This is a genomic window from Micromonospora parva, assembly GCF_040649675.1.
Classification (GTDB): domain Bacteria; phylum Actinomycetota; class Actinomycetes; order Mycobacteriales; family Micromonosporaceae; genus Micromonospora; species Micromonospora parva.
Map to the genome: position 1 here is coordinate 1,007,896 of NZ_JBEZFX010000001.1, position 25,902 is coordinate 1,033,797.

At 70.6% G+C, this 25,902-nt stretch carries 22 protein-coding genes; 12 read left to right on the top strand and 10 right to left on the bottom strand.

The features are described 5' to 3' along the window. Positions 1-19: 19 nt before the first annotated feature. The gene (locus AB0C03_RS04485; RefSeq protein WP_357634145.1) at positions 20-916 is read right to left on the bottom strand and encodes a ribokinase; all 897 of its coding nucleotides are present in this window, start codon (positions 914-916) and stop codon (positions 20-22) included. Between the two features lie 23 nt (positions 917-939). Beyond that, positions 940-1,782 (bottom strand): ABC transporter ATP-binding protein, encoded by an 843-nt coding sequence (locus AB0C03_RS04490; RefSeq protein WP_030331116.1) that lies wholly within the window; start codon positions 1,780-1,782, stop codon positions 940-942. Between the two features lie 131 nt (positions 1,783-1,913). Here AB0C03_RS04490 and AB0C03_RS04495 point away from each other — a divergent pair, with 131 nt between their 5' ends. Both AB0C03_RS04495 and AB0C03_RS04500 read left to right on the top strand, forming a co-directional pair. Next, positions 1,914-2,912, top strand: a complete 999-nt coding sequence (locus AB0C03_RS04495) for an ABC transporter ATP-binding protein (protein ID WP_210865183.1) — start codon at positions 1,914-1,916, stop codon at positions 2,910-2,912. After that, positions 2,909-3,919, top strand: coding sequence for an ABC transporter permease subunit (locus AB0C03_RS04500; protein ID WP_030331121.1), 1,011 nt, complete (start codon positions 2,909-2,911; stop codon positions 3,917-3,919). The genes AB0C03_RS04495 and AB0C03_RS04500 overlap by 4 nt, the downstream gene beginning before the upstream one ends. 126 nt (positions 3,920-4,045) lie before the next feature. Here the strand turns inward: AB0C03_RS04500 and AB0C03_RS04505 are convergent, their stop codons facing one another. Next, positions 4,046-5,221 (bottom strand): ROK family transcriptional regulator, encoded by a 1,176-nt coding sequence (locus tag AB0C03_RS04505; protein WP_030331123.1) that lies wholly within the window; start codon positions 5,219-5,221, stop codon positions 4,046-4,048. A 169-nt stretch (positions 5,222-5,390) separates the two neighbouring features. Between AB0C03_RS04505 and AB0C03_RS04510 the strand changes: the two genes are divergently transcribed. Then, entirely contained in the window at positions 5,391-6,845 is a 1,455-nt protein-coding gene (locus AB0C03_RS04510; RefSeq protein WP_030331125.1) for a glycoside hydrolase family 3 protein, read from the top strand. Between the two features lie 391 nt (positions 6,846-7,236). Here the strand turns inward: AB0C03_RS04510 and AB0C03_RS04515 are convergent, their stop codons facing one another. Next, on the bottom strand, positions 7,237-7,899 hold the full coding sequence (locus AB0C03_RS04515) for a GNAT family N-acetyltransferase (RefSeq protein WP_210865181.1): 663 nt from the start codon (positions 7,897-7,899) through the stop codon (positions 7,237-7,239). 171 nt (positions 7,900-8,070) lie between these two features. Between AB0C03_RS04515 and AB0C03_RS04520 the strand changes: the two genes are divergently transcribed. Together AB0C03_RS04520 and AB0C03_RS04525 are read left to right on the top strand one after the other, a co-directional pair. Beyond that, positions 8,071-8,265: a hypothetical protein gene (locus AB0C03_RS04520; RefSeq protein ID WP_030331130.1), complete on the top strand. Its 195-nt coding sequence runs from the start codon at positions 8,071-8,073 to the stop codon at positions 8,263-8,265. A gap of 135 nt (positions 8,266-8,400) precedes the next feature. Then, the gene (locus AB0C03_RS04525) at positions 8,401-8,919 is read left to right on the top strand and encodes a hypothetical protein (protein WP_030331132.1); all 519 of its coding nucleotides are present in this window, start codon (positions 8,401-8,403) and stop codon (positions 8,917-8,919) included. A 52-nt stretch (positions 8,920-8,971) separates the two neighbouring features. On the opposite strand, the gene AB0C03_RS04530 is transcribed toward AB0C03_RS04525, so the two are convergent. Together AB0C03_RS04530 and AB0C03_RS04535 are read right to left on the bottom strand one after the other, a co-directional pair. Beyond that, positions 8,972-9,739: a Clp protease N-terminal domain-containing protein gene (locus tag AB0C03_RS04530; protein WP_357634153.1), complete on the bottom strand. Its 768-nt coding sequence runs from the start codon at positions 9,737-9,739 to the stop codon at positions 8,972-8,974. Positions 9,740-9,800: 61 nt separating this feature from the next. Then, a complete protein-coding gene (locus AB0C03_RS04535; RefSeq protein ID WP_357634157.1) occupies positions 9,801-10,820 on the bottom strand; it encodes a glycosyltransferase in 1,020 nt (339 codons plus the stop codon). A 94-nt stretch (positions 10,821-10,914) separates the two neighbouring features. Between AB0C03_RS04535 and AB0C03_RS04540 the strand changes: the two genes are divergently transcribed. Beyond that, positions 10,915-11,754, top strand: a complete 840-nt coding sequence (locus AB0C03_RS04540) for a DUF72 domain-containing protein (protein WP_494407749.1) — start codon at positions 10,915-10,917, stop codon at positions 11,752-11,754. Between the two features lie 10 nt (positions 11,755-11,764). Here the strand turns inward: AB0C03_RS04540 and AB0C03_RS04545 are convergent, their stop codons facing one another. Further along, entirely contained in the window at positions 11,765-13,597 is a 1,833-nt protein-coding gene (locus tag AB0C03_RS04545; protein ID WP_357634494.1) for a glycoside hydrolase family 15 protein, read from the bottom strand. A gap of 151 nt (positions 13,598-13,748) precedes the next feature. On the opposite strand from AB0C03_RS04545, the gene AB0C03_RS04550 reads away from it, so the two are divergent. Next, complete coding sequence (locus AB0C03_RS04550; protein ID WP_210857981.1) at positions 13,749-14,174, top strand: VOC family protein; 426 nt, start codon at positions 13,749-13,751, stop codon at positions 14,172-14,174. 3 nt (positions 14,175-14,177) lie between these two features. On the opposite strand, the gene AB0C03_RS04555 is transcribed toward AB0C03_RS04550, so the two are convergent. Beyond that, positions 14,178-14,474 (bottom strand): DUF6582 domain-containing protein, encoded by a 297-nt coding sequence (locus AB0C03_RS04555; protein WP_210857980.1) that lies wholly within the window; start codon positions 14,472-14,474, stop codon positions 14,178-14,180. A 153-nt stretch (positions 14,475-14,627) separates the two neighbouring features. Here AB0C03_RS04555 and AB0C03_RS04560 point away from each other — a divergent pair, with 153 nt between their 5' ends. Further along, the gene (locus tag AB0C03_RS04560; protein WP_210857979.1) at positions 14,628-14,930 is read left to right on the top strand and encodes an amphi-Trp domain-containing protein; all 303 of its coding nucleotides are present in this window, start codon (positions 14,628-14,630) and stop codon (positions 14,928-14,930) included. 105 nt (positions 14,931-15,035) lie between these two features. On the opposite strand, the gene AB0C03_RS04565 is transcribed toward AB0C03_RS04560, so the two are convergent. After that, positions 15,036-17,732 (bottom strand): RICIN domain-containing protein, encoded by a 2,697-nt coding sequence (locus AB0C03_RS04565; RefSeq protein WP_357634159.1) that lies wholly within the window; start codon positions 17,730-17,732, stop codon positions 15,036-15,038. A gap of 1,283 nt (positions 17,733-19,015) precedes the next feature. Here AB0C03_RS04565 and AB0C03_RS04570 point away from each other — a divergent pair. Genes AB0C03_RS04570 through AB0C03_RS04585 form a run of 4 tightly spaced genes read left to right on the top strand, consistent with a single transcriptional unit; the run spans position 19,016 to position 22,504 of the window. After that, positions 19,016-19,612: a DUF4956 domain-containing protein gene (locus tag AB0C03_RS04570; RefSeq protein WP_357634162.1), complete on the top strand. Its 597-nt coding sequence runs from the start codon at positions 19,016-19,018 to the stop codon at positions 19,610-19,612. Then, a complete protein-coding gene (locus AB0C03_RS04575) occupies positions 19,609-20,013 on the top strand; it encodes a VTC domain-containing protein (protein ID WP_357634165.1) in 405 nt (134 codons plus the stop codon). Before AB0C03_RS04570 ends, AB0C03_RS04575 begins: the two co-directional genes overlap by 4 nt. Then, positions 20,010-20,432, top strand: coding sequence for a VTC domain-containing protein (locus AB0C03_RS04580; RefSeq protein WP_357634168.1), 423 nt, complete (start codon positions 20,010-20,012; stop codon positions 20,430-20,432). Before AB0C03_RS04575 ends, AB0C03_RS04580 begins: the two co-directional genes overlap by 4 nt. Then, the gene (locus AB0C03_RS04585) at positions 20,429-22,504 is read left to right on the top strand and encodes a CotH kinase family protein (RefSeq protein ID WP_435823359.1); all 2,076 of its coding nucleotides are present in this window, start codon (positions 20,429-20,431) and stop codon (positions 22,502-22,504) included. The genes AB0C03_RS04580 and AB0C03_RS04585 overlap by 4 nt, the downstream gene beginning before the upstream one ends. A gap of 52 nt (positions 22,505-22,556) precedes the next feature. On the opposite strand, the gene AB0C03_RS04595 is transcribed toward AB0C03_RS04585, so the two are convergent. Beyond that, positions 22,557-25,541, bottom strand: coding sequence for a glycoside hydrolase family 3 protein (locus AB0C03_RS04595; RefSeq protein WP_357634171.1), 2,985 nt, complete (start codon positions 25,539-25,541; stop codon positions 22,557-22,559). Between the last annotated feature and the right edge of the window lie 361 nt (positions 25,542-25,902).

Below are 25,902 nucleotides of genomic sequence, written 5' to 3' on the forward strand. Positions count from 1 at the left end.
GGCGGGGCGGGCGACGCGGTCAGACCGACGCGTACAGCTCGTCGATCTCGGCACGTTGCGGTAGCGCCACCGACGCGCCGAGCTTGCGGACGCACGCGGCACCGGCCGCCGATGCCCAGCGCACCGCGTCGACCACGTCCCGCCCCTCGCCCCAGCCGACGGCCAGCGCGGCGGTGAACGCGTCACCGGCGGCGGTGGAGTCGACCACGTCCACCGGTACCGCCGGCACGTGCACCTCGGTGCCGTCCCGGTCGACGTACCAGGCGCCCGCACCGCCGAGAGTGAGCACGGCCCGAGGGGTCAGGTCGAGCAGCGCCCGGGGCTCCTCCCGGCCACGACCGGCGAGCGCCTGCGCCTCGCCCTCGTTGACGACCAGCAGGTCCACCGCGGCGAGCAGCTCGGGCGGGAGGTCCCGTGCGGGTGCGGCGTTCAGGATGACAGTGGTGCCGGCGTCGCGGGCGGCCACCGCGGCGGCGGTCACGGTCTGCACCGGGATCTCCAGTTGGGCGACGAGGACGTCCGCCGCGCGCACCGTGGTCAGCTCCTCCTCGGTGAGACCGAGCAGGGCGTCGTTGGCGCCCGGGGTGACCACGATGGCGTTCTCCCCCTGGGCGTTGACCATCACCAGCGCCACTCCGGAGGCGCCGTAGACCACGCGCAGCTGACTGGTGTCCACGCCGGCCGCGGTGATGCGGGCCTTGAGGGTGACGCCGAAGGCGTCCGAGCCGATCGCGCCGAGGAAGGCACAGGAGGCGCCGGCCCGGACCGCGGCCACCGCCTGGTTGGCACCCTTGCCGCCGGGCACCATCACGAAGTCGGTGCCGAGCATGGTCTCGCCCGGTCGCGGCAGCGCGGGTGCCATCGCGACCAGGTCCATGTTGGCGCTGCCCACCACGGCGACCCGGGTCTGCGGCACGATCGTCTCCGCCGGTCCGGCGCTCAGGCGGCGCGGGCCGTGAAGCGGTCGCCGGACCGCTCGACCACCAGCGGCAGCCCGAAGGTCTTGGACAGGTTGTCACCGGTCAGCGTGTCGGCGAGCAGGCCCTGGGCGACCACCCCACCCTCACGCAGCAGCAGCGCGTGGGTGAACCCGGGCGGGATCTCCTCGACATGGTGAGTGACCAGCACCATCGCCGGGGCGTCCGGGTCGTACGCCAGCTCGGCCAGCCGCGCGACCAGGTCTTCCCGACCGCCCAGGTCCAGCCCGGCGGCGGGCTCGTCGAGCAGCAGCAGCTCCGGGTCGGTCATCAGGGCCCGGGCGATCTGCACCCGCTTGCGCTCACCCTCGGAGAGGGTGCCGTAGCGGCGCTCGGCGAGGCCGCCGACGCCGAGTTGACTCAGCAGTGACCGCGCCCGCGCCTCGTCGCCGCGGTCGTAGTTCTCCCGCCAGCGGCCGACCACCGACCAGGCGGCGGTCACCACCACGTCGCTGACCCGCTCGTCGGCGGGCAGTCGCTCGGCGACCGCGGCGGTGGTGAGCCCGATCCGGGTACGCAGCTCGTTGACGTCGGTGCGGCCGATCCGCTCGCCGAGCACGTGCGCGACACCCGTGGTGGGGTGCAGCCGGCCGGCGGCGAGGTTGAGCAGTGTGGTCTTGCCCGCGCCGTTGGAGCCGAGCACCACCCACCGCTCGTCCAGCTCGACACGCCAGGTCAGGTCCTGCAGGAGGGCGGTGCCAGAGCGGCGTACGCCGACGCCGTCGAGGCTGACCACCAGATCCGGGTCCACGAGAGCGGCGGCAGGCGCGGCACCGGCAGCGCCGGGGATCAGGTCACCAGTCACCACACCATCCAACCACGCAGCGCCCAGGCGCCCCCCATGGGCGGCGCCTCGGCCATAGGGTGAGGCACCGTGTCGTTGATCACCAAGTCTGAAGGACGGCCCATGCCCCGTCGACGTACGGAGCCACGCGGATGAGCGCGGTCATCGAGATCGAGGGTCTGCGCAAGACCTTCCACAGCCTGCGCAACGGCCGACGGGTGGCGGTGGACGGCTTCGACCTGCTGGTGGAGGCGGGCCAGGTGCACGGGTTCCTGGGCCCCAACGGCTCGGGCAAGACCACCACCCTGCGCGCCCTGCTCGGGCTGGTACGCGCCGACAGCGGGCGGATGACCGTGTTGGGTGAACCGTCGCCGGAGCTGCTGCCCCGGGTGGCGGGCCAGGTCGGGGCCATCGTGGAGAGCCCGCAGTTCTTCGGCAACTTCACCGGTCACCGCACCCTGCGGCTGTTGGCCCGGGCCGGCGGGGTGCCGGTCTCGCGGGTGGACCAGGTGCTGGATCTGGTGGGTCTGCACGACCGGGGCGATGATCGGGTGAAGAGCTACTCGCTGGGCATGAAGCAGCGCCTGGCGGTGGCGTCCGCGCTGTTGAAGGACCCGCGGTTGCTCATCCTGGACGAGCCGGCGAACGGGCTGGACCCGGCGGGCATCCGGGAGATGCGGGACCTGATGCGATCGCTGGCGGCCAACGGTGTGACGGTGCTGGTGTCCAGTCACATCCTGGGCGAGATCCAGCTGATCTGCGACCACGTCACGATCATTTCGCGGGGACGTCGGGTGGCGGCCGGCCGGGTGGACGAGGTGCTGGCGGGTCACGACCGGCATGAGTTCCTGGTGCGGGTGGCCGAGCCGGAGCGGGCCGTCGAGCTGCTGCACGCGGCCGGCCTGACGGCGGTCGTCGACGGCGAGGCGCTGGTGGTGAGCGGGGTGGGTGACCCGACGGTGGTCAGCCGGGTGCTCGGCGAGCAGGGGCTGTGGGTGGGCGAGCTGACGCCGCTGCGGCCGGACCTGGAGAGCGTCTTCCTGGAGCTGACGGGCGCGTACGGGCCTTCGTCGGTGCCGCGGCAGGTCGACGACTCGTCGCCGCCGCGCGACGGCGCTGTTATCGATCTCGATCGGGGAGTGGACGCGTGAACCTGGTTCGTGCCGAGTTGGAGCGGCTGTCCGCGCGCCGCTTCGTGCAGCTCATGGTCGTCCTGTTGGTCTTCGCGTTCGCCGTCACGGCGGCGACCACGCTGGCTGGCTCGCACAAGCCGACCGCCAGTGAACTGAACTCGGCGCGGCAGCAGGCCGTCGACGCGCGTCGGAGCATGGAGACCACGCACCAGGAGTGCCTGGCCCGCCTGCAGGAAAGGTCGCCGACCGACACGAGCGAGTACTTCGCCGACTGCGCGGATCTCGATCCGGTCCGGCAGGAACGGCTGCCGATCGCCGCCGACTTCCTGCCGGGGGTGTTCAGCTTCGCCGAGCAGGCCGAGTCGCTGCTCTATTTCCTGATCGCGTTCCTGGTGCTGTTCGGCTTCCTGGTCGGCGCCTCCTACATCGGCGCGGATCTGAACTCGGGCGGCGTGGTGAATCTCCTGCTCTGGCGACCGCGCCGGTTGACGGTGCTCGCGGCCAAGTTGGGCACCCTGCTGGGTTCGGTGCTGGCCCTGTCCCTGTTGGCGTCGGTGGTCTACCTCGCCACCTTCTGGGTGATCGGGCAGAGCGCCGGGTTGCCGGGCCGGTTGGACGGTGACTTCTGGGGTTCGCTCGGCGCGGTGCACGGCCGGGGCATGGTGCTGGTGTTGCTGGCCTCCGCGCTCGGCTTCGCGATCGCCACGCTGGGTCGGCACACGTCGGCGGCGCTGGGGGCGGTGGCGGCGTACGCGGTGGTGTGGGAGTTGGGCGGCCGTCTGGTGCTGCAGATCATCGACGCCCGACGGCCGGACCGACTGATGCTCTCCAGCTACATCGGGGCGTGGCTCAGCGGCGAGTCACGGTTCTTCGACCCGCAGCTCTGTGCCGCCACCGCGGGCACCGGCTACTGCTCGGGCCTCTACACCCTGACCTGGGGCCCGGCGCTGCTGGTGCTGGTCGCGTTGACCGGCGGGCTGACCGTGCTGGCGTTCGCCGTGTTCCGTCGCCGCGACCTGATCTGACGCCGCGCCGGGCCGCCCGTCCCGCGATGGGCGGCCCGGCGCACCGGGACAGCCCGGTACGCGGCAAGGGCTTGCGACTCACCGAGGCGCGGTGAAATATTCCTTCACATGACCGCCGCAGCGCGCTCAGCCGACGGTGGAGCCGAACACCTCGTCGCGCACCGCGTCCAGGGCGGTGCGCAGCGCGCCGTGCAGGATCGGCTCCTCGGTCAGCCCGGTCGGCACCACCCGCGGCTGGACCAGGGTGATCGCGGCGACCTCCTGCTGCACCCGGTCGGCGAGGGCCGCCCCACCGGCCTGGCCCACCTCGCCGGCGAGCACGACGAGCGGTGGGTCCAGCACCACGCAGGTGCTGGCCACGCCGAGCGCGAGCCGGCGGGCCAGTTCGTCGAGCATCGGGCCGCCGTCGGCGCCGGCCGCGACGGCCGCGCGGACCGCCTCGGCGGCGTCGGCGTCCGGGTAGCCGTGCTCGGCGGCCACCGCGCGCACCGAGTCCGCGCCGACCAGCTGCTGGAAGGCCGGCTTGGCGCGCCGGGAGACATCGCGCGGGATGGGTGCGCCGGGCACCGGCAGGTAGCCGATCTCGCCGGCCGCACCGCTGCTGCCGTGGTGCAACCGCCCGCCCAGCATGATCGCCAGGCCGACGCCGGCACCCACCCAGACCAGCACGAAGTCCGCCAGCCCCTGGGCCGCGCCGGACTGCGCCTCGGCCACCGCGGCCAGGTTGACGTCGTTCTCGAAGACCACCGGCGTGTGCAGGTCGTCCCGCAGCGCGGCGAGCAGGCCGCTGTGCCAGCGGGGCAGGTTGAAGGCGAAGGTGATGTCGCCGGTGCCGGGGTCGACCAGGCCCGGCGTGCCGAGCACGATGCGTCGTACGCTGCTCAGCTGCGCCTGGGCGCTGCTCGCCGCCTGCACGACGGCGTTGTGCACCACGCCCACCGGGTCGTCGGTGTCCCGGGTCGACTGTTCCACCCGGCCGATGACGGCACCGGTGATGTCGGCGCACGCGGCCACCACCCGGTCCGGCCCGACGTCCACGCCGACCACGTGCGCGCTGCCCGGGCGGACGGCGTAGAGCTGGGCGTTCGGCCCGCGCCCGCCGGCCTGCTCGCCGACCCGCGCCACGAGGCCGCGCTCCTCCAGCCGCTCGACCAGTTGCGAGGCGGTGACCTTCGACAGCCCGGTCAGCTCGCCGAGTCGAGCCCGGGTCAGCGGGCCGCGCTCAAGGAGCAGCTCCAGTGCGGCACGGTCGTTGAGCGCCCGCAACAGGCGGGGGGTGCCGGGCAGCCGGGTCGCACTCATGACACGTCCTCTAGTTTTAGTAAACTTTGCTAACTGTAAACCAACCTGCGAACGGGTAGCCGTAGCGTAACGGCCACCCGGCGGTGGGACGCTCGGCCAAGTCGGTAGGGCCAGGACCACCACCGGTACGACGTTTCGTACCCGCGGGACACCGAAGGGGGAAGATCACGTGGGGTTGGATCCAGGACTGCGCCGGCTGGCGCTGGGCACGCTCCTCGCCGCGTACCCGGGACCGGTCCCGCCGGACTGGGCGGTCGACCTGCTGGCCGACGGCCTGGCCGGGCACACCCTGTTCGGCACCAACGTGCACGACCCCGCCCAGGTGGCGGCGAGCACCGCCGCGCTGCGCGCCGGTCGGCCGGACGCGCTGATCGCCATCGACGAGGAAGGCGGCGACGTGACCCGGCTGGCGCACGCCACCGGCAGCCCGTACCCCGGCAACGCCGCCCTCGGTGCGATCGGCGACGTGGCACTCACCCGGCGGGTCTACCAGGCGATCGGCGCCGAACTGGCCGCGCTCGGCATCACCGTCAACCTCGCCCCCACAGTCGACGTCAACACCGCCGACGACAACCCGGTGATCGGCACCCGGTCCTTCGGCGCGGATCCGGTGCGGGTGGCCGCCCACTCGGCCGCCGCCGTGACCGGGTTGCAGGCCGCCGGCGTGGCCGCCTGCGCCAAACACTTCCCCGGGCACGGCGCCACCGTCAAGGACTCCCACCACGAGCTGCCCACCGTGGACGCCGCGCTGAGCCTGCTCCGCCAGCGGGACCTACCGCCGTTCGCGGCCGTCGTCGCCGCCGGCGCTCGCGCCGTGATGACCGCGCACATCCGGGTGCCGGCACTCACCGGCGCCGACCCGGCCACCTTCAGCCGCGCCGTCCTGGTCGACCTGCTGCGCACCGAGTACGGCTTCACCGGCACCGTCATCACCGACGCGCTGGAGATGAAGGGGGCCGCGGTGGCCGCCGGCGGCGTCGGGCCGGCCGCGGTCCGGGCCCTGAGCGCGGGCGCCGACCTGCTCTGCATCGGCGCGCGGGTCGACGCCGAGCTGGTCGAACGGGTGGCCGCCGAGATCGTCGACGCGCTCGCCGACGGCCGGCTCGCGATGGCCCGGGTCGAGGAGGCCGCCGGTCGCGCCGCCGATCTCGCCGCCTGGACCCGGGCCGCCAGCGGGTCGCCGGGCACCGAGGACGCCGACCTGGGGTACGCGGCGGCGCGCCGGGCGATCCGGGTGGACGGCCTGCTCACCGGCCTGGACCAGGCACTGGTGGTGCAACTGCACACCGAGTCGACGATCGCCGAGGGCCGGGTGCCGTGGGGCCTCGGTCCGCACCTGGACGGGGTGCCGGAAATCCGGGTGATCGCCACCGAGACCGACCCGGCCACGCTGCGCGGGTTGGCCGGCGACCGTCCCATCGTGCTGGTCGGGCGACACCTGCACCGGCTGCCCGGCGGCCCGGAGCTGATCGCCGACCTGGCCGCGCAGCACCCGGTGACAGTGGTGGAGATGGGCTGGCCGGCGCAGTGGCGGCCAGCGGGCGTCCGCGCCTTCGTCACCACCTACGGAGCGAGCCACGCCAACGGTCGCGCTGCCGCCGAGGCGCTCGGCCTGGCCGGCTGAGCCATCCGTTCCCCGATCGGTGCTCGACCTCATTCGCACGCTCCGTCACTGACCCGCCGACCCGCTCGATCGGGCGAAGAAGCAGGTCAAGTCCACTTCTCGACACTCCGAACCGACAGCTTCAACCTTGCCCCGAGCCTTCTCGATACGTAGCGTGATCGACACGTAGCGGCTCGCCCCCGGGCGAGGCCGTTACACCGGAACCGGGGCCTGGGGGGAGGTTGCGGACCGTGGATCCGGCCCGGGATCCACGGTCCGCGCCCAATGCCGACTCAGCCACGGACCCATCCGCGCCGATCTTGCAGTTTCGGTCGTCGAGATGCGGGCCAATGCCCGCTATGTCGCAACAGAAAACGCAAGATCGCGGGCCGCTTGGGCTGGGGGGCGCGGGTCAGCGCGGATAGACCCCGTACGCGCGCCAGCCCCGGTCCGGGAACCCGGCCGCTTCGGCGACCCGGGCCGAGGCGTGATTGTCCCGCTCGTGCAGGTAGGTGGGCACCGCACCCTCGTCGAGCACCCGCCGTGCCGCCTGGGCCACCAGTCGACGGGCGAGGCCGCGCCCCTGGGCGGCCGGCACGGTGCCAACTGCCAACTCGTGCCCGTACGCGTCGTGTCGTTTGATCCCGGCACCGGCCAGGTAGGCGCCGTCCGGGGCACGGACCACGAGCACCGGCCGATCGAAGAGCCGCAGCCAGGGCGGCAGCCCGGCAGCTGTCGGCTCGGTCCACTCCCCCACATCGGGCAGCGGCGCGGGGGCCACGCTCCACCGGAAGGGGCCGTCGTGTACGCAGAACTCGGGCCGGCCGACGGCCTCCGGCAGCGCGGCGAGCAGGCGGTTCGGCGTACGGCGGGCCAGCGCGCGGATCGCCGCCACGCGGTCCGGCGCCACGGAGAGCACGGCGCTGCGCCCGGTGTCCACGGCGAGCGCGGGGCGCAGTCGGCCATCCCAGGCCGGTTTGGCCCGCCGCTGCGAGGCGACCACGTGCAACCCCGGCCCGGCCGGCCACTGGCCGAGCCAGCTGGCCAGGTGCAGGTGAAGTCGCCGGTCGAGCATGCGCACCTCCCCGGTCACCCGACCCGTCGTGGATCACCGTACGCCCGGACGGCGGGGCCGGGCGCAGGATACGTCAGAGCCGAGTGGGCAAGGGGTACGGGAACCAGGAGCACAAATCGACCGTCATATGTATTTCCATACCTGGACACCTTTCTTTGGGACGGTGAACGCATGCCGATTCAGCCGAACGACCAGTACGAGCAGGACCCCGAGCGACTCTGGCGGGCGGCGGAGGCCGTCGGCGGCAATCCGCCCCAGCCGCGCTACCGGAACCCCCGGACGATCGGCAGCGGCGACCTGTCGTGGGCCGGGCTGAACAAGCTGCCCGCCGGCAGCTCCAGTCGGCACCGCCTGAACACCCACTGACGCCGGCCGTCACGGCGACCGCCGGGGAGTACGGGGGGCGACACACCGGAGGAGGTCCAGCGGCGGCTTTCGCACACCTGTCGGGTAATTTCTTGTGGTCCCTCATCCCGGCCTACGACAGGAGAAGCTCCGCGCATGGGCAAGAAGACGATCCACGTCTCCGACTTCACCGGCACGGTTCTGCAGCAGGACGACGAGGTGGTCCGCGTTGTCGTGCTGGAGCACCCGGACCTGGTCGCCGGGCCCGTGCAGTTGGACGCCACCCCGGGCGAGGTGGAGAACATCGACGACGCCGCGCTGGACGTGGCGGTGGTCGAGATCCACGACCGGCACGGTGGCGGCGAGCCTCGCCGGGTGGTGCTGACGGCCAGCGAGTTCGACGCGATGGCCACCGACGTGCCGATGGCGCAGTTGCTGAAGACGGCCGAGCGGGTCCGCCCTCCCAAGGCCCGCAAGAGCGCCGAGAAGATCGACTACGGCACGCTGGAGCACGCCGGAAAGCCGCACCGGGGTCGGGTCACCGAGGAGGAGGCGCGGCTGGTGCGCGAGCAGCTCGACGAGGTCAACAAGCGCCTCGCCGACGCGGGCGTACGCCAGATCGACCCGACCGATCCGGAGCACGCCCTGCGGTACGGCTTCCCCGACGTCTCCTGACCGACCCGCGTCAGCGGGCCTTCCCGGCCCGCTGACCGATGGCGGCGTCGGGCTATCGGGCGTCGTCACCTGGTTCGGCGTCGTTGACCGCCCTGGTGGCGTTGACCGCCGCGGCGAGGGCGGCGACCAGGTCGGTCTCGACCGCTGCCTTCTCCAGGCCGAGGTCGGTGAGCACACCAGCGCCGTCCTCCTGTTCGAGCAGGGCGAGCAGGAGGTGCTCGGTGCCGATGTAGTTGTGCCCGAGACGCAGCGCCTCCCGGAAGGTCAGCTCCAACGCCTTCTTGCCGCGTGCGTCGTACGGGATGAGGTCCGGGACCTGCTCGGACCGCGGCGGGAGGACGGCTGCGACCGCCTCGCGCACCGCCTCGGGAGTGACCCCGCGACCGGCCATCACCCTGGCGGCCAGCGCGTCCGGCTCGGCGAGCAGGCCCAGCACCAGGTGCTCGGGGCCGATCTCGGCGTTGCCGCTGGCGCGGGCCTCCTCCTGGGAGGCCATCACGACGTTGCGGGCGCGCGGGGTGAACCGGCCGAAGCCGGCGTTGGGGTCGAGCGCGGCCGCGTCGGTCGCCTTCGGCACGAAGCGCTTCTGGGCGGCCTGCTTGGTGACCCCCATGCTGCGGCCGATGTCGGTCCAGGAGGCGCCCGAGCGCCGGGCCTGGTCGACGAAGTGCCCGATCAGGTGGTCGGCGACCTCACCGAGGTGGTCGGCGACGAGCACCGCGTCGGTGAGCTGGTCGAGCGCGTCGGTGTGCAGCTTCTTGATCGACTGAATGAGGTCGTCGAGCTTCAGCGCGTTGCTCATCTCGCTGGGTTCCGTCATGCGTCAACTATAGGTTGACGACCCCCCTGCGTCAACGCTGGGTTGACGATCCTGTCTCCGGTCACGCACCCGTCCGGGCGTACTCCGGTAGGCGTCGGGCGACGGACGCCGGGGACGGCATGGCGGCGATCTCCTCGGCGACCGCGCGGGCCGCGTCGCGCTGCCCGACGGTGCCGCGCCGCGGCAGCAGCCGGTGGACCTGCTCGGCGACCGCAGCAGCGTCCACCTCCCCGGGGAGGAGCCGAAGACCCAGCCCGGCGGCGGCGAGCACCTCCGCGTTGGCGAACTGGTCCGCGCCCTGCGGCAACAACAGCTGGGGTACGCCCGCCGCGAGCGCGCCGAGCGTGGTGCCACTGCCCCCGTGGTGCACCACCACGTCGACCAGCGGCAGCAGCTCCGCCTGCGACACCCACCGGTGGACGCTGACCTGGTCGGGAATCTCGCCCAGCTGTTCCACCGGCACCCGGCCGGCCGCGACCACCACCTGCGCGTCCAGCGCCGCCAGACCGGCGATGGCGGTGCGCAGCAGCTCCGGCGTGCCGAACGCGGTACCGAGGGTCAGATAGATCAACGGGCGGGGGGTCCGACGGCTCACCCGCTCGGGCAGCGGAGCCGGCGTCGAGAAGGCGACCGGTCGCAGCTCGATCCGGCGTTCGGTGGCAAGGAAGTCCTTGTCCTGCAGCGACGGCGGCCAGATGTCCAGGTGCGGTCGACCGACGACCTCGGCGTTCCTGGTGGGCAGCTCCAGACCGATGCCCTCGGGAAACATCCGGCCGAACCCGTGCCACAGACCCGGGATGCCAGCCCGGTGGGCCGCCACCGCCGCTCCCGGCAACCCCCACTCGTGCACCACCAGGTCCGGCCGCAGGCGCGCCAACTCCGGTGCGAGGTCCTCGGCGTACACCTCGTAGAAGGCGTCGCCGGGACGGAACGGCCGCAGGCCGTGCGCGGCCAGTGGCGCGTGCACCTCCGTACCGGCGGCGAAGTGGACCTCGTGCCCGGCGTCCCGGGCGGCGATCGCCAGCGGGATCAACGGATACGTGTGACCGACTGACGCAAGACTGGCGAACAGCACGCGCATGGCGTCGGACCCTACCCGCCACACCGGGGCCCCGTCGCCGGCCCATATACCGTGGGCTCCGGTCGAACGCGGTCACCGGCGGGAAGGGCGGGTCATGCGTCTGCACGTGGGGTGCGCGATGTGGAGTCACCGGTCGTGGCCGGGCCACCGGCTGCCGCCCACGGAGCGCCTGCGGCACTACGCCAGCTGGTGCGACGCGGTGGAGGGCAACACCACGTTCTACGCGACCCCGACCCGGGACACCGTCGCCTCGTGGGCCGCCCAGACGAGCTCCGACTTCCGCTTCGTCCTGAAGCTCCCCAAGGTCATCACACACGAACGGCGGCTCACCGACGTCGGCGAACCGCTGCGCGCCTTCCTGGACGCGATCGAACCGCTCGGCCCGCGCGCCCACGCCCTCTGGATCCAGCTACCCGGCTCGTTCGCGCCCGGCGACGTCCCGACCCTGGGCCGTTTCCTGCAGCAGCTTCCGCAGTCCCACCGGTACGCGGTGGAGGTCCGCCATCCCGCGTTCTTCACCGACGCCCACCCGGCCCGACTGCTCGGGGCGACCCTCGCCGCCGCCAACGCCGAATGGATCCCCTTCGACACCACCGCCTTCTTCGCCAGCCCACCAACCAGCGACGCGGAACGGGACGCCTGGACCAAGAAACCGCGCGTGCCGCTGCGATCGCTCGCGCTCACCGACCGGCCGATCGTGCGCTACCTCGGTCGCGACGACCCGACGCGCACCGTCGAGGGATGGCAGCGCTGGATCGACGTGACAGTCACCTGGCTGCACGAGGGGCGCTCCCCGACGGTGTTCATCCACACCCCGGACAACGCCGACGCACCGGCGCTCGCCCGCCGGTTCCACGACGAGGTACGGGCGCGCGTACCGGGACTCGCCGCGTTGCCCGAGCCGATCCCGGTCGAGCCGCTGACCCTGTTCTGACCGGGACCGCTCAGCCCTGCTGGTCGAGCAGTTCGTCGAGGTGGGTCGCCGTGCTGATCAGCGACAGATGGCTGAACGCCTGCGGGAAGTTGCCGATCTGCTCGCCGGTCGGCGCGATCTCCTCGGAGTAGAGGCCCAGCGGGTTGCTGTAGGTGAGCATCTTCTCGAACGTCAACCGGGCGTCGTCGACTCGGCCGGCCAGCGCGAGCGCCTGCACGTACCAGAAGGTGCACATGTTGAACGTGCCCTCGGTGCCGGCGAGACCGTCCGGCGACGCGCTCGGGTCGTAGCGGTAGACCAGGCTGTCGGAGACCAGACCGGTGTCCATGGCGCGCAGCGTCGACTCCCACATCGGATCGGTGGGCGAGATGAAGTTCAGCCCCGGCATCGCCAGCAACGAGGCGTCCAGGATGTCCGAACCGTAGTGCTGCACGAACGCGCGTCGCCCACTGTGGAAACCACGGGTCATGACCTGCTCGTAGATGGCGTCACGCTCGGCGGACCAGCGGGCGATGTCGCCGGGGCGGCCCCGGCGTCGCGCGATGCGGATGGCCCGGTCCAGCGCGACCCAGGACAACACCCGGCCGTACGTGAAGTCCTGCCGACCGGACCGGGTCTCCCAGATGCCGTCCTCGGGTTGGTTCCAGTGCTCACAGAGCCAGTCCATCAACCCGGCCGTCTTGCGCCACCCGTCGTACGGCGCGATCAGGCCGTTGCGGTCGGCCAGCTCCAACGAGACGAGCGCCTCGCCGTAGATGTCGAGTTGGAGTTGGTCCGCCGCGCCGTTGCCGATCCGCACCGGCGCCGAGCCGCGGTATCCCTCCAGGTGGCCCAGCACCTCCTCGGGGAGGTCCGGTGAGCCGTCGATGCGGTACATGATCTGCAGGGGCATGGCGCCGTCGCGTGCCTCACGGATGCGCGCGTTGAGCCAGAGCAGATACTTCTGGGCCTCGTCGGTGAAGCCCAGGCGCAGCAACGCGTGCACGGAGAAGGACGCGTCCCGGATCCAGGTGTAGCGGTAGTCCCAGTTCCGCTGCCCGCCGATCTGCTCGGGGAGCCCCGCGGTGGGCGCGGCGACCAGGGCGCCGGTCGGCGCGTACGTCATCAGCTTGAGGGTCATCGCCGACCGCTCGACCACCTCCCGCCAGCGGCCCTTGTAGCGGGAACCACCCACCCACCGTCGCCAGTGGTCACGGGTCTCGGCGAGCAGGTCGCACGCCTGCTCGGTGCTGAGTGCGCGGGGCGCGCGCGGGGCGCCGACCGTCTCCAGGGCAACCCCGCCGATGTCGCCCGCGTGCAGCGTGAACCGCGCGGACACGCCGTCGGCGTCGCGGTGGAAGTCCCCCACGTGGAACGCCCGCTCCACGTCCTTGAACGCGGCGAGGCTGAAGGTCAGCGTCGGGCTCCGGAAGAGGTCACCCTCGGGGTGCACCTCCAGCTCGAACGGATCGCGCCCGTAGTTGAACCGTGGGCGGCACTGGACGCGGAACCGCATGGTCCCCCGCACCATCCGGACCAGCCGGATCAACCGGTGCTCATCGGTGGCCTGCGCTCCCGTCACGGGCATGAAGTCCAGCAGCTCACCGACACCGTCGGCGGTGTGGAAGCGGGTGATCAGGATTGGTGTGCCGGGCAGGTAGAGCTGTTTGCTCGTGTAGTCGACACCGTCGGGCGAGAGCTGGAAGTGGCCTCCGTTGCGGCGGTCCAGCAGCGCGCCGAAGACGCTCGGCGAGTCGAAGCGGGGCGCGCAGAACCAGTCGACAGTGCCGTCCGTGCTGATCAGTGCAGCGGTCTGCAGATCACCGATCAGACCGTGGTTCTCGACTGCCGGGTAGCTCTCCACGCTGTCCCCCGCCACTCGTACGGGCAATGGCGGGGACTACCCGTGAGCTGACGAAAGATGCCGCCCGTCGGTGTCGGTTCCGGCCCGGGACGACGCGTACCGTCGACATCACCCCGTCCCGGCACCACCGCCATCGACGAGAGGACAACCCATGAGCCTGCGCGGATTTGCCACACTCAACATCTGGGCGGACGACGTGGCAGCGGCCACACGGTGGTACGCGGACCTCCTCGGCGTCGAGGCGTACTTCATGCGCCCGGGCCCCGACGGACGCCCGGCCTACACCGAGTTCCGCATCGGGGACTACCAGGCCGAGCTGGGCATCATCGACCGCAGGTTCGGGCCGGCCGGCGCGGCGAGCGGGCCCGGCGGCGTGGTGATGCACTGGCACGTCGACGACCTCGATGCGACCGTCGAGCGGCTGTTGGCGATGGGCGCCACCGAGTACCAACCGATCACCGCGCACGGGGACGGCGGGTTCATCACCGCGTCGGTGGTCGACCCGTTCGGCAACGTGCTGGGTGTCATGCAGAACCCGCACTACCTCGACGTCCTCGCCGCATTGAAGGCGAAATGACGGTTAGTGGGCGGGATTCGGGGTGTGCGGTAGTTTGCCCAGCTGACGCCAGTTCGTCTCGGCGACGTCGACGCCGTAGTGCTTGGCCGCGGCGAGGATGTTCTGGAAGGCCAGGTCGCGGTCGGCGTCGGTGACGCCCTGCACCTGGTCGAACCGGGCGATGGCGTTGCGGACGTGACCCGCGTCGGTCATCGGCTCCTTGCGTTTCCCGGGGAACGCGAAGACGCTCTCCGGCAGCTCGCGCTTGTCCTTGTCCGACAGGGTGCCGTGCTTCTCGTGGGGCTTCCAGGTTGATGTCATCGCCCAGCATTACCCGCACGCGGCCCGGTAGCACCTCCGGAGCCGGCATTATCCGGACGATCGCCACCGACAAGATCCATACCATGCCAGCACCACCGGGTGGAGCCGAAGCCCTTCACTGGTTGTCCTTTGTGGAGTGCGAGCATTGCCGGCATGGATATTTACGAGGATTCCCGTACGGTGTCCCGCTCCGACCTGGCCGCCTGGCTGCGCCAGCTGGCGAACCAGCTGGAGTCTGACGGGCGGCTCTTCTACGGCGCGGCCGGCGCGGTGACCGTCGCGGACACGGTGCGCTGCGAGCTGGAGATCGAACGGGAGAGCGAGACGGAGGTGTCCGTCGAGATCGAGTTCTCCTGGACCGAGCCGGCGCGCGTCACGGTGGCCGACGAGCAGGAGCCCGCCAAGGACGCCGAGGCCGCCGAGCCGGCCGAGACCACGCCGGAGCCCGCCAGCTAGCGACGTCGGCGGCGCCGAGCCAGGCGCCGGACCTGTGACAACTCGGGCTGTCACGAGCAGCCGGGGGCCAGGCCCGTGTCGGCCTGGCCCCCGGGGTCTGGTCGGTCAGCTACGCAGCGTCCACTGCTGGTTCGTGCCGCCGTTGCAGGACCAGAGGATGATCTTGGTGCCGTTGGCGGTGGCAGCGCCATTGGCGTCGAGGCAGAGCCCGGACTGGGCGTTCGTGATGGTGCCGTTGGCGTTGACGTTCCACTGCTGGTTCGCGCCGCCGTGGCAGTCCCAGATGATGACCGCGGTGCCGTTGGCCGTGCCGGCCCCGGAGGCGTCCAGGCACTTGTTGCCGTACACGGTCAACTGCTTGCTGGCGGTCTGGGTCCACCGCTGGTTGCTGGCGGTGGAGCAGTCCCAGAGCTGGGTCTGGGTGCCGTTGGTGGTCGAGGAGTTGGGCACCTCGACACAGCGGCCGGACTGGCCACCCACGAGCTGCCCGTTGCCCGTACCGCTGCCACCGCCCTGCTGCTGCCGGACGATCGACGTCGACTCGGCCGACCGGTTGCCCTGGGCGTCGACGACGTAGAGCCGGTACTCGCCCTGGGTGCTCGGCACGGCGATGGACGTCGCGGTGCCGGACGCCCTGGTCATCGTCGCGCCGGCGGTGAAGGTGGTGGTGCCGTACGGAGCCAGCCAGACCGACTTGGCGGCGTCGCCGGTGCTGCGAATCGGGATCGACGCGGTGGCACTGGTGACGAAGGTGCTGGCCGGCAGCACGTAGTTCGGCGCGGAGAAATTGCTCGCCGGAATGATGTCCCGGTACGCGTCCTCCAGACCGGAATTCGCGGCGATTCCGTACGCCGTGGCCGGCCAGACATAATCCGAGGAGACGATGATGTCGCCGATCGTGCTGTTCGGCAGGTTCTTGTTCGAGACCTTGTTGATCGGCCCGTAGATCTGCGTGATGCTCAGGTCGTGCTTCCGCCCGAAGTCGTCTGAGTTGATCATCCAGGTGACGTTCTTGTCGATGCTCAGGACATTGTCCCGGAAGGTGATGAACGCCGATCCCTCATCCGGGTGCAGGCCGTACTTGTGGCCGGACGGAACACCCTGGAGGTAGTTGTTGGTGATGGTCGTTCCGGGCTGACTACCGAGCGTGTAAATGGGCGCTGTGTCGCTGAGTCGCTGCACCGTGTCGATGATGTGGTTGTAGCTGATGGTGTTGTTGCGCGCCGTCGTGGTCGGTCGGTTCGGCACGATCGAGCCCGACGATCCGTCGAAGTTCCACCAGCCCCAGCCGAGCGTGATGCCGGACCACGGGGCTTTCTCGATCCGGTTGCGCTGGATGGTGAGGGTGTCGGCGAAGTACGCCGAGATCGGGCTGTGCCCGTTGAACAGCACCGCGCTGTCGTACAGGTAGTTGTTCTTGATGTCGATGTTCTTCGGCAGCCCCTCGACCGACGCGGAGTACTTCTCCCGGTTGGTCGACGTGCCGTCTCCGATGTAGACGTGCTGGGGATGGCCGACATTGATGGCCGACCCGGCGATGTCGTTGGTGGCGTTCCCGATCAACTGAGTGCCCTGCACGTCGTTGACCATGCTGATCCCGTCGGCGCCGGTGTGCTCGATCCGGTTGCGTTGCAGCAGGAGGCCGTCGGCGTTCTGGATCTGGACGATGGCGGGGGTGACATCCACGTTGCGGTAGTAGTAGACGTGGAAGTTGCCCTTCGCGTACACCTGCGCGCCGAGGTTGCCCTGCTGCGCCTGCTTGAAGGACGATCCGGCGACGTTGAACAGATTCCAGTCCGAGTGCCGCACCGTCAGCCCGGAGAACGTGATGTTGCGGGCATGGCTGGTCGTCGAGGTGCCGGCGACGCGGAGCACCGTGGTGACGTTGTTCGGCGCGTAGACCGTCGCTGTCGACATGTTCTCGGCACTGGCCTTGTAGTAGTAGACCGTCTTGGTGCCCTTGTCGAAGTAGAACTCGCCGGGCGCGTCCAGGAACTCGTACGCGTTCATGAGCTTGTGGGTGCCGCCGACCTGGGCGTTGCCGTTGAACGCGCCCTGGGCGATGGCCGCACCTGGTTGCTGGAAGAGGGCGACCCGGTTCGCGCCGTCGGTGGTCACCTGCCGGACGCCGACGATGGCCGTGGTCCAGGTCGTGCCCGTCTCGATCTCGATGTCGTCCTGGTTGCGCGCGATGGCGGGGAAGTCGTTCTGGTTGTACCTGGCGCCGTCGCACTGCGACCCCGACTCCCAGGCCCACGCGGCCTGGCCGGCCGTGATGTTGTACGTCCCGAAGCACCCGCCCGAGCTGACCGTCTTGGTCGCAATGACCGCGCGCTTGTCGTTGACGTACAGCGCCCGCAGCTTGTTGGCGCGGTCGAGGGGCGCCTTCCAGATGTTGCCGCTGTGCTGGGTCCACCCGGTCACCTGGACGCCACCGTCAAGGATCGGCTTCTCGTTGGAGTAGGCCCCGTAGCTGACCCGGAATCCGTTGGTGCCGGAGTCGCTCGCCCCGAATTCGATCGTGCTGCTCACCGGATAGGTGCCGCCACGGAGATAGACGTTGATGTCGCCGGTCATGTTCGCGCTTATCGGGCGGACGACGTCCCGGGCCCGTTGAATCGTCTTGAACGGGGACTGCAACGTGCCTGGGTTGGCGTCGTTGCCGTCCGGGGCCACATAGTAGGTCGCCTGGACTGCGGCCGAGGCCGGCAGTTGGTGTGCCAGCACGGCCGGCAGCGTGGCGGCGACAAGCGCCGCCACCGCCAACAATGACGTTCGCGCGGTGGATATGGCTGACTTCACGTCTGTTCCTCTCACTGGTCGTCGACGTGTGGGTGCCCAATGCGGGTATCGAGCGACGAGTACGGAACAGGGACGCCACCAAGGCCGGCGGGGACTTTCGTCGCCCCGACCGCACTCTTTGTTAACCGCCCCGAAATTCTTAGTGGGAGCGTAGGTCACACGTCTGACCAATGCAACCGTCAATTGGGGGGCGTCTATGCCTAAATGCGCCCGGACCGGGCAGATCGGCCAGGGCGCTCGGGCACCCCCGGGTGCGTCGTCCGACGAATCAGCGCCGACGAGCTGCCCCTCGCCGAATGTCGGTGCCACCAACTACGCCGACTCGGGACGCGGCCGCACGCGCGCGGCCCGCTGACCGGCCACGACCGTTCAGGGTGGTCCAGGCCCGCCGGCCAGGTGGCGCAGGTGGCACGACGCGCCTTCGGAGCTGAATCGTTTACGACATCACCGCCGCGCGATCACCCACGACGCCGCCTCCGCACGATCACCCACGACGCCGCCTCCGCACGATCACCCACGACAGCTCGACGGGTAGCCTCGCCGTCTGGGCCGAGGACTGCCTCCGCGCGGTCCCCCACGACACCGCCTCCGCACGGTCCCCTCGCGCGGGTTTGGTCGCGACACCACCCCCACGGGTTCCCTCACCTGATTCGTTTGCGGCATCAGCTCCATAGGCACTGCGGTACCGCACCCCGCCCACACCGGCGGCCACGGAAGAGAGCCAACGGCCGCCGGCTGGGCCGGGCCGGGCCGGGCCGGGCCGGGCCGGGCCGGGCCGGGCCGGGCCGGGCCGGGCCGGGCCGGGCCGGGCCGGGCCGGGCGACGATCAGCCCACTCCCCGGCCCGATCAATCGAGGCGGCCAAGTCAACCGGCCCGCTCCGACCCGCCGCCGGTTCCATTCATGCCCGTTGCACCGAGCCGGGTCGCCGGCACGGCTGCCGACAGCGCCAGGTTCGGCACAGGCGACCCGGTGAGGCAATTGCCGCCCACGGGTCCACCCACGATCCCGAAAAACTCCGAAAGTTTCGGCGACCCCGGAACCCGAGACGGTGCCCCCACTCTGCCCACGTCAGCCGCACTGCACCCTAGCCAGGCGACCCAGCGCCCCGGTGGCCACACGAACCACGCATTGACTTACATGGATGTTCTGCTTACAGTCACCAACGAAATACCGAAAGTTTACCGAAAAGTAACCCGGAGGTCCGGCCGCCTTCCGCAGGTCGCCACGCAGCAATGGCGGACGCCGGTCCGTTCCTGCGGCAGATCAGGAGGAACCCCAGCGATGTCGCAGCTCGTCCTGTTCGCGATCGACATCTGCGCGGTGGCGCTGCTCGTCTTCGGGCTCTACTTCCCGCGGCACCGTCGGCGCGACCTGGTCGTCGCCTACCTGGGCGTCAACGTCGGCGTCCTCGCGGTGGCGAGCGCACTGAGCGCCAGCGACGTCGGTGCCGGGCTCGGGCTGGGGCTGTTCGGGGTGCTCTCCATCATTCGACTTCGTTCGACGGAACTCGACCAGCACGAGGTCGCGTACTACTTCTCCGCTCTCGCACTGGGCATTCTCGGCGCGCTCAGCACCACCTCGGTCTGGCTCAGCGGAGGTCTGATGGCCCTCATCGTCGCGGTCATGTTCGTCGGGGACCACCGGCGGCTGCTCCGGCACTACCGGCACCAGATCATGGTGCTCGACTCCGCCGTCACCGATCACGTCGCTCTCGTCGCCCAGCTGGAGCAGCTGCTCAATGCCCGGGTGCACAATGCCATCGTCCAGCGACTCGACCTGGTCAACGAGACCACAGTGGTGGACGTCCGATACTCGGTCGCCCGGCGCAGCCCGGCGGCCGGCACCAGCAAGCGGGTACGGGTCGGAGCGCTCCAATGACCACACCACCGCTGGCGAGGTTGGCGCCGGTCACACTCGCCGAGGTGATCGACCGAGCGGCGCTGCAGTGCAGGGTGGACCGCAAGTACGTGATCACCGTGGACGAGCTGCCGCACCTGCTGGACCACCTCACCCCGTACGCCCGGGTGTTGGACATCGAGGGTGAGCGCACCTTCCGCTACGAGTCGGTGTACTTCGACACTCCCTGTCTGGCCAGCTACCACTGCGCCGCGTACCGACGGCGCAGGCGCTTCAAGGTACGGACCCGGACCTACCTCGACTCGGCTCAGTGCTGGCTGGAGGTGAAGATCAGCGGAGCGCGCGGACGGGTCACCAAGCACCGACTGCCGTATCGCGCCGAGGACCGCAGCACCGTCCCCGGTCCGGTCGCGGGTTCGTGAACGACGTCCTCGATCAGGAGGCGATCCTGACCGACCTCGCGGCCCGTCTCTTCGATCCGGTGCTGGTCACCACCTACCGTCGCGCCACCCTGCTGCTGCCGGCCACCGCGAGCCGGGTCACCATCGACACCGGGCTCACCTGGCAGGACGGTGACCGCGCGCTCCGGCTGCCCGGCATCGCTGTGGTCGAGACCAAGACCAGCTCGGCCCCGTCGCTTGCCGACCGGGCGCTGTGGCAGCGCGGGACCAGACCGGTCCGGATCTCGAAGTACGCCACCGGTCTCGCGGCCCTCCGCCTGGACCTCCCAGACGTGCCGTGGCGACGGACGCTACGCCGCCACTTCCGCACCGTCCCGTCCTCGGCGCTGCCCGAGTTGACCGTTCCCCACCGATCAGAACAGGAGGCATCGTGCGCATGACCACCCGCAACACCGGTCTTCCAGTGGCGGCCTTTCGGGCCGCCGGGATCGCCGCCGCCACCGTGTTCGTCGCAGGCCTCCTCGTGGTGTCGTCGCCACAGGCCGGCGCCGAATCCGTCCCCGCCGCCCAGCCCGTCTCCGAGCTCCTCGCCGGCGCCCAGACCGCCGATGCGGCGGCGGCAGACGACCTGACCGGCGACATCACCTTCTCCGTGCCCAGCGGCACCTTCCAGGGGGAGGTGGCGGTGACGCTGGGCAGCACGATCAGCGGTGCCCAGATCCGCTACACCACCAACGGTCAGCCACCCACCGCCCAGTCGGCGCTCTATTCGGGCTCGGCGCTGCGCTTCACCCGCACCACCCAACTGCGGGCACAGGCGTTCGTCGGCCAGGCGCCAACGGGTGCGCCCGGCACCGCCATGTACGCCGCGCAGAACGTCACCACCGCCCACGACCTGCCGGTGGTCCTTATCGACTCGTACGGTGCGGGCCGGCCGGACCGTGAGTACTTCGACTCCACCACCATGATCTTCGAACCGACGGGCGGCGGCACCACGTCGCTGGCTGCCGCCCCGACGCTCAGCACCAGGGCCGGCTTCCGACTGCGCGGCAACTCGTCGGCGACGTTCGAGAAGACGCCGTTCCGCGTCGAGTTCTGGGACAACGAGGACGACGACGCCGACCACCCGGTGCTGGGCATGCCCGCCGACTCCGACTGGGTGTTGCGCGGCCCGTTCCCCGACAAGGCGTTGATCCGCGAGGCGCTCGTCTACGACCTCGGACGCGAGATGGGGTTGCCGGCGCCGCGCTACAGGTTCGTCGAGTTCTATCTCAACACCGACGCCGGCCCGGTGGGTGCCAGCGACTACCTGGGCGTCTACATGTTCATGGAGACGATCAAGAACTCCAAGGACCGGCTCGACCTCAAGCAGTTGGACTCCAACGACATCACCCTGCCGAAGATCCAGGGCGGGTACATCTGGAAGTTCGAGTGGATGGCCGCCGAAGAGCCGACGTTGCCGTGCACCGGGCCGGCCGCCACCTGCTGGAACTACCTTGAGGTGGCCGACCCGTCGCCGCTGCAACCGCAGCAACGGGACTGGCTGCGCGGTCACATCCAGGAGTTCCACGATGTGCTGCACTCGTCGAACTTCGCCGACCCGACCACCGGTTACCGCAGGTACATCGACGTCGACTCGTTCATCGACCTCATGATCATCAACGAGTTGAGCCGGGAGATGGACGCGTACGTCCGCAGCTCGCACTTCTACAAGGACCGGGACAGCAAGATCTTCGCCGGGCCGCTGTGGGACTTCGACCTCAGCTTCGGCGTCGGCGGCTTCTTCGCCAACGACCAGGTGTCGGGCTGGCAGCACCAGCAGACCCGGCAGCCGTCGGCCAACGACTGGTTCGCCCAGTTGCTACGCGACCCCGCGTTCGTCAACCAGGCCCGATCGCGTTGGCAGACGCTGCGACGGGGCTTGCTCTCCGACGCCGCGCTCCAGACCCGGATAGACGCTCTCGCGGCCCCGCTGACCAACGCGGCCCAGCGCAACTTCCAACGTTGGCCCAACCTGACGTCACCGACGGTCAGCTTCTTCCGCACACCGACCTCGCCCACCTGGCAGGGGCAGGTCCAGGTCATGCGGGACTGGATGCTGCGACGGGCCGCCTGGCTGGATTCCACCGCCGGCTGGGGTGGGTCGGTCCCCACGCCGCCACCCACCACTCCGCCGCCGACCACGCCACCACCCACCACCCCACCGCCGGCGGCTGGCTGCACCGCTGCGTACGCGGTGACCAGCCAGTGGACCGGCGGCTTCCAGGGCGAGGTACGGGTCACCGCAGGCGCCTCGGCGATCAGCAACTGGACCGTGACGTGGACCTTCGCCAGCGGTCAGAGCATCACCCAGGCCTGGAACGCGACAGTCACGAGCCAGGGCTCCGCGGTCACCGCCCGCAACGTCGCCTACAACGGCGCGCTCGGCGCTGGCGCGAGCACCACCTTCGGGTTCCTCGGATCGTCCACCGGCGCACCAGCCACGCCGACGCTGACCTGCACGGCGAGCTGACCGACCACCCGTTCGGGGCCGGGCCGACGATCGACCCGGCCCCGAACGCCGGTCAGCTGATGGAGAACTCCGCCAGCCGCAGCGGGGAGTCGAACACCAGGTACACGTCGCGGGTGCCGACGGCACGGGCCAACTCGGTGCTGGTGCTGACGTACCGGTAGTCGTCGCCGGTGCTGGGCACGGTGGCCGTGCCGAGTAGCCGGCCGGTGGGCGACCCCAACCGGATCTGGATGGTGCCGGCACCCGCACCGGCCTTGGCGACCTTCGCGCTGAAGGTCTGCGCGCCGGCCCGTAACGCGGAACCGTCGAAGGAGATCCACTGACCGGCCCCGGTGGCACCGACCGCCGTACCGCTGGGTTTCGTCTCGTCGACCAGCCGGACCCCCGCGTACCGGTCGAAGTTCTCCGCCCTGGTGGGCCGGGACAGGTCCCGGGCCGGAATGGTCTCACCGCGGACCCGGACCGCGGCGCGGGCCCGGATGTCCTCGGCGGACGCTCCGACCATCAGGTCGTGCACTGACGACTCGACCACCCACCGGCTGCGGGTGACGTCCCAGTGCGCCAGGTCCGTGGCGGGCAGGCGCAGGGTCACCGTACGGGTCTGCCCGGGCGCGAGCCTCACCTGCTCGAACGCCTTGAGCTGACGGATCGGGGTGATGTCCCGCGAGGTGCGCTGGTGGGTGTAGAGCTGAACCACCTCGGTCCCGGCCCGGCTGCCGACGTTCGTCACGTCGACGCTGGCCGTGATGGTCCCGTCGGCAGCCACCGACTGGGCGCCGGCACGTAGCTGGCCGTACCGGAACCTGGTGTACGACAGCCCGTGGCCGAACGGGTAGAGCGGCTTCGCGGTGCTGTACAGGTAGGTCTGCCGGGACGAGATGATGTCGTACTCCAGCAGGTCCGGCGGCAGTTGCGAGTCCGAGCGGTACCAGGTCTGGGTGAGCCGGCCGGACGGGTTGCGGTCGCCGAACAGGACGTCGGCGACGGCGTGACCGGTCTCCGCGCCCGCGTGGGTGGTCCAGACGATGGCCGGTACGTGCTCCTGCTCCCACCGGATGGTGACCGGGTAGCTGGTCTGGAGCACCAGCACGGTCCGCGGGTTGGCCCTGACCACGGCCTTGACCAGCGCCTCCTGGCCGGCGCTCAGCGCCGTGGAGGTCCGGTCGTGTGCCTCCCGCCCGTTGATGAACGGGTTGCTGCCGACCACCAGCACAGCGGTGTCGGCCGCCTTGGCCGCCGCCACCGCCCGGTGGATCCCACTGCTGATCAGCTCGCGACTGAAGTGGGTAGCGGCGGCCGGGGTCGATGCGCCGAGCTTGAGGGCGCCGTCGTCGCCGATCGTCACGTACGTGTCGGCGCCGAACCAGCTCTCCTTGGTCTCGTAGCCGACGTAGCGCAGCACCACCGTTCCGTCCGGCTGCGGCTCCAGCTTGAACTGCTGCTGGACGTACCAACCGTTCGGCTGCTCGTCGCGGGTGACGAACGGCCCCCAGTTGTAACCGAGGTAGCGGCCGTTGGCGGCGTTGCGCAGCGTCACCACGTCCTGCCCCCAGTCGACCACGTCGAACTGGGCGACGAGCGCCGGGGTCGCGCCGGTCCCGAGAACCGGGTTGGCGTCGGTGGTGCCGGTGGCCGAGACGTACTTGCCGGTCCGCACATCCTTCAGGGCGATCCGGTCCGCGCCGTCGAGCCCGCTCACACTGGCCGAGCCGCCCAACCGTTCGCGGATGCCGTCCAGCGCCGTCACCTGGTACGGCAGGTCGCCGCCGTACCAGTCGGAGTAGAGGGTGTCGCCCAGCGGGCCGAGCACCGCCACCTTGCGGGTCCGGGCCGGGTCCAGCGGTAGTGCCTGCCGCTCGTTCTTCAGCAGCACCATCGCCTCGCCGGCGGCCTGCCGGGCCAATCGCTGGTGGTGGGGGCTGTTGATGACATCCGCTGTGATGCCGCCGTACCGGCCGCCGCCCGGGTCGAACTCACCCAGTCGGAACCGGATGGTCAGGATGTCCCGGATCCGGGCGTCGATGTCCGCCTCGGTGAGCAGGCCGGCGGCGAGGGCCTGCTTGATCGCGGTGACTGTCGGCTGGGCGTTGGTGTCGTCGGTGATGAAGCTGCTGAGCCCGGCCTTGATGATCGCCGCGTTCGCCTCGGCCTGGGTGCTGTAGTACTTCTGCGAGTTGACCAGGTTGTTCGGCGCCCAGGCGTCCGTGACGTTCATCAGGGTCTGGTCGGTCCAACCGCGGACCACGGTGTCCAGGTCCGGATCGACTGTCGCGGGACGTCCGTTGACCAGGTTGTAGGCGGCCATCATCCCGGTCGCCGCGTCGGCGGCGATGGCTGGTTTGAAGGCGGCGCGGTCGTACTCGTTGAGCACCCGAGGTGGCACGTTCGAGGAGGTCACGTCCCGCCGGACCTCGTTGTTGTAGGCCAGGTAGTGCTTGAGGGTCGGTGCGCTCTTCAGGTGGTTCGGGTCACCGCCGGTCATTCCCAAGCCATACGCGGTGGAGATCGCGCCGGTGAGCAGCGGGTCCTCGGAGTAGCCCTCCTCGTTGCGGCCCCAGCGGGGGTCGCGCAGCAGGTTGACCACCGGCGCCCAGAGGTTGAGCCCCCAGACCCGGGGGTTCTGCGCGTGGTAACCGCGCGCCTCGTCGCCGACGGCCGACCCGACCTGCCGGATCAGGTCGGTGTTCCAGGTGCTCGCCATGCCCACCGGTTGGGGGAAGGCGGTGCCGCGAGCCTTGACCACCGCGCCGCCATTGTCGATGTCGGTCGACCAGGCCACCCCGTGCAGCGCCTCGGTGCCGGTCTTGAACAGGCCGATGCCCAGCCGGGGAACGGCCGGCTGGTACTGGTGCAACCAGGAGATCTTCTCGTCCTGGGTGAGACGGCCGAGCAGGTCGTCGACCCGGGCGCTCACGGGCAGATCGGGATCTTGGAACGGGTAGGTGGGCTCGGCGAGCGCGGTGCCGGGAACGGCCGGTAGGGCTAGCAGGGCAAGCGCGAGCGCGGTGATTCCGCGCCGAAGGCGCCAGTTCCGCATGCGGTTCTCCTCATGTCGTACGACAGACGCCCATGCGGGCGCCGAGGCCGTGTGACCAGGCTCGACACCCGGCTGACGGGCCTGAACGACGAATCGTCGAAGCGCTTCGACGACCCGGCCGCGTCACGACGGCCATGATTGTGGTGATCCGCGCAACTATAGATGTGCGCCTATCAATGGGCAACCGTGCCCGGCACCGTAACCTCGTCGAGGTCGTCCCCAAGATCGGGTGACGATGCCATAGCGGCACAGGCGGACGGACCCACTCCTAGGAGCATCGATGAATCATGCTTCACCCCATGGGTACGAAGCTTGCGGGTGAAACAGCCAGCGGCAGTGAGGCGGGCGTTCGCCACCTGGG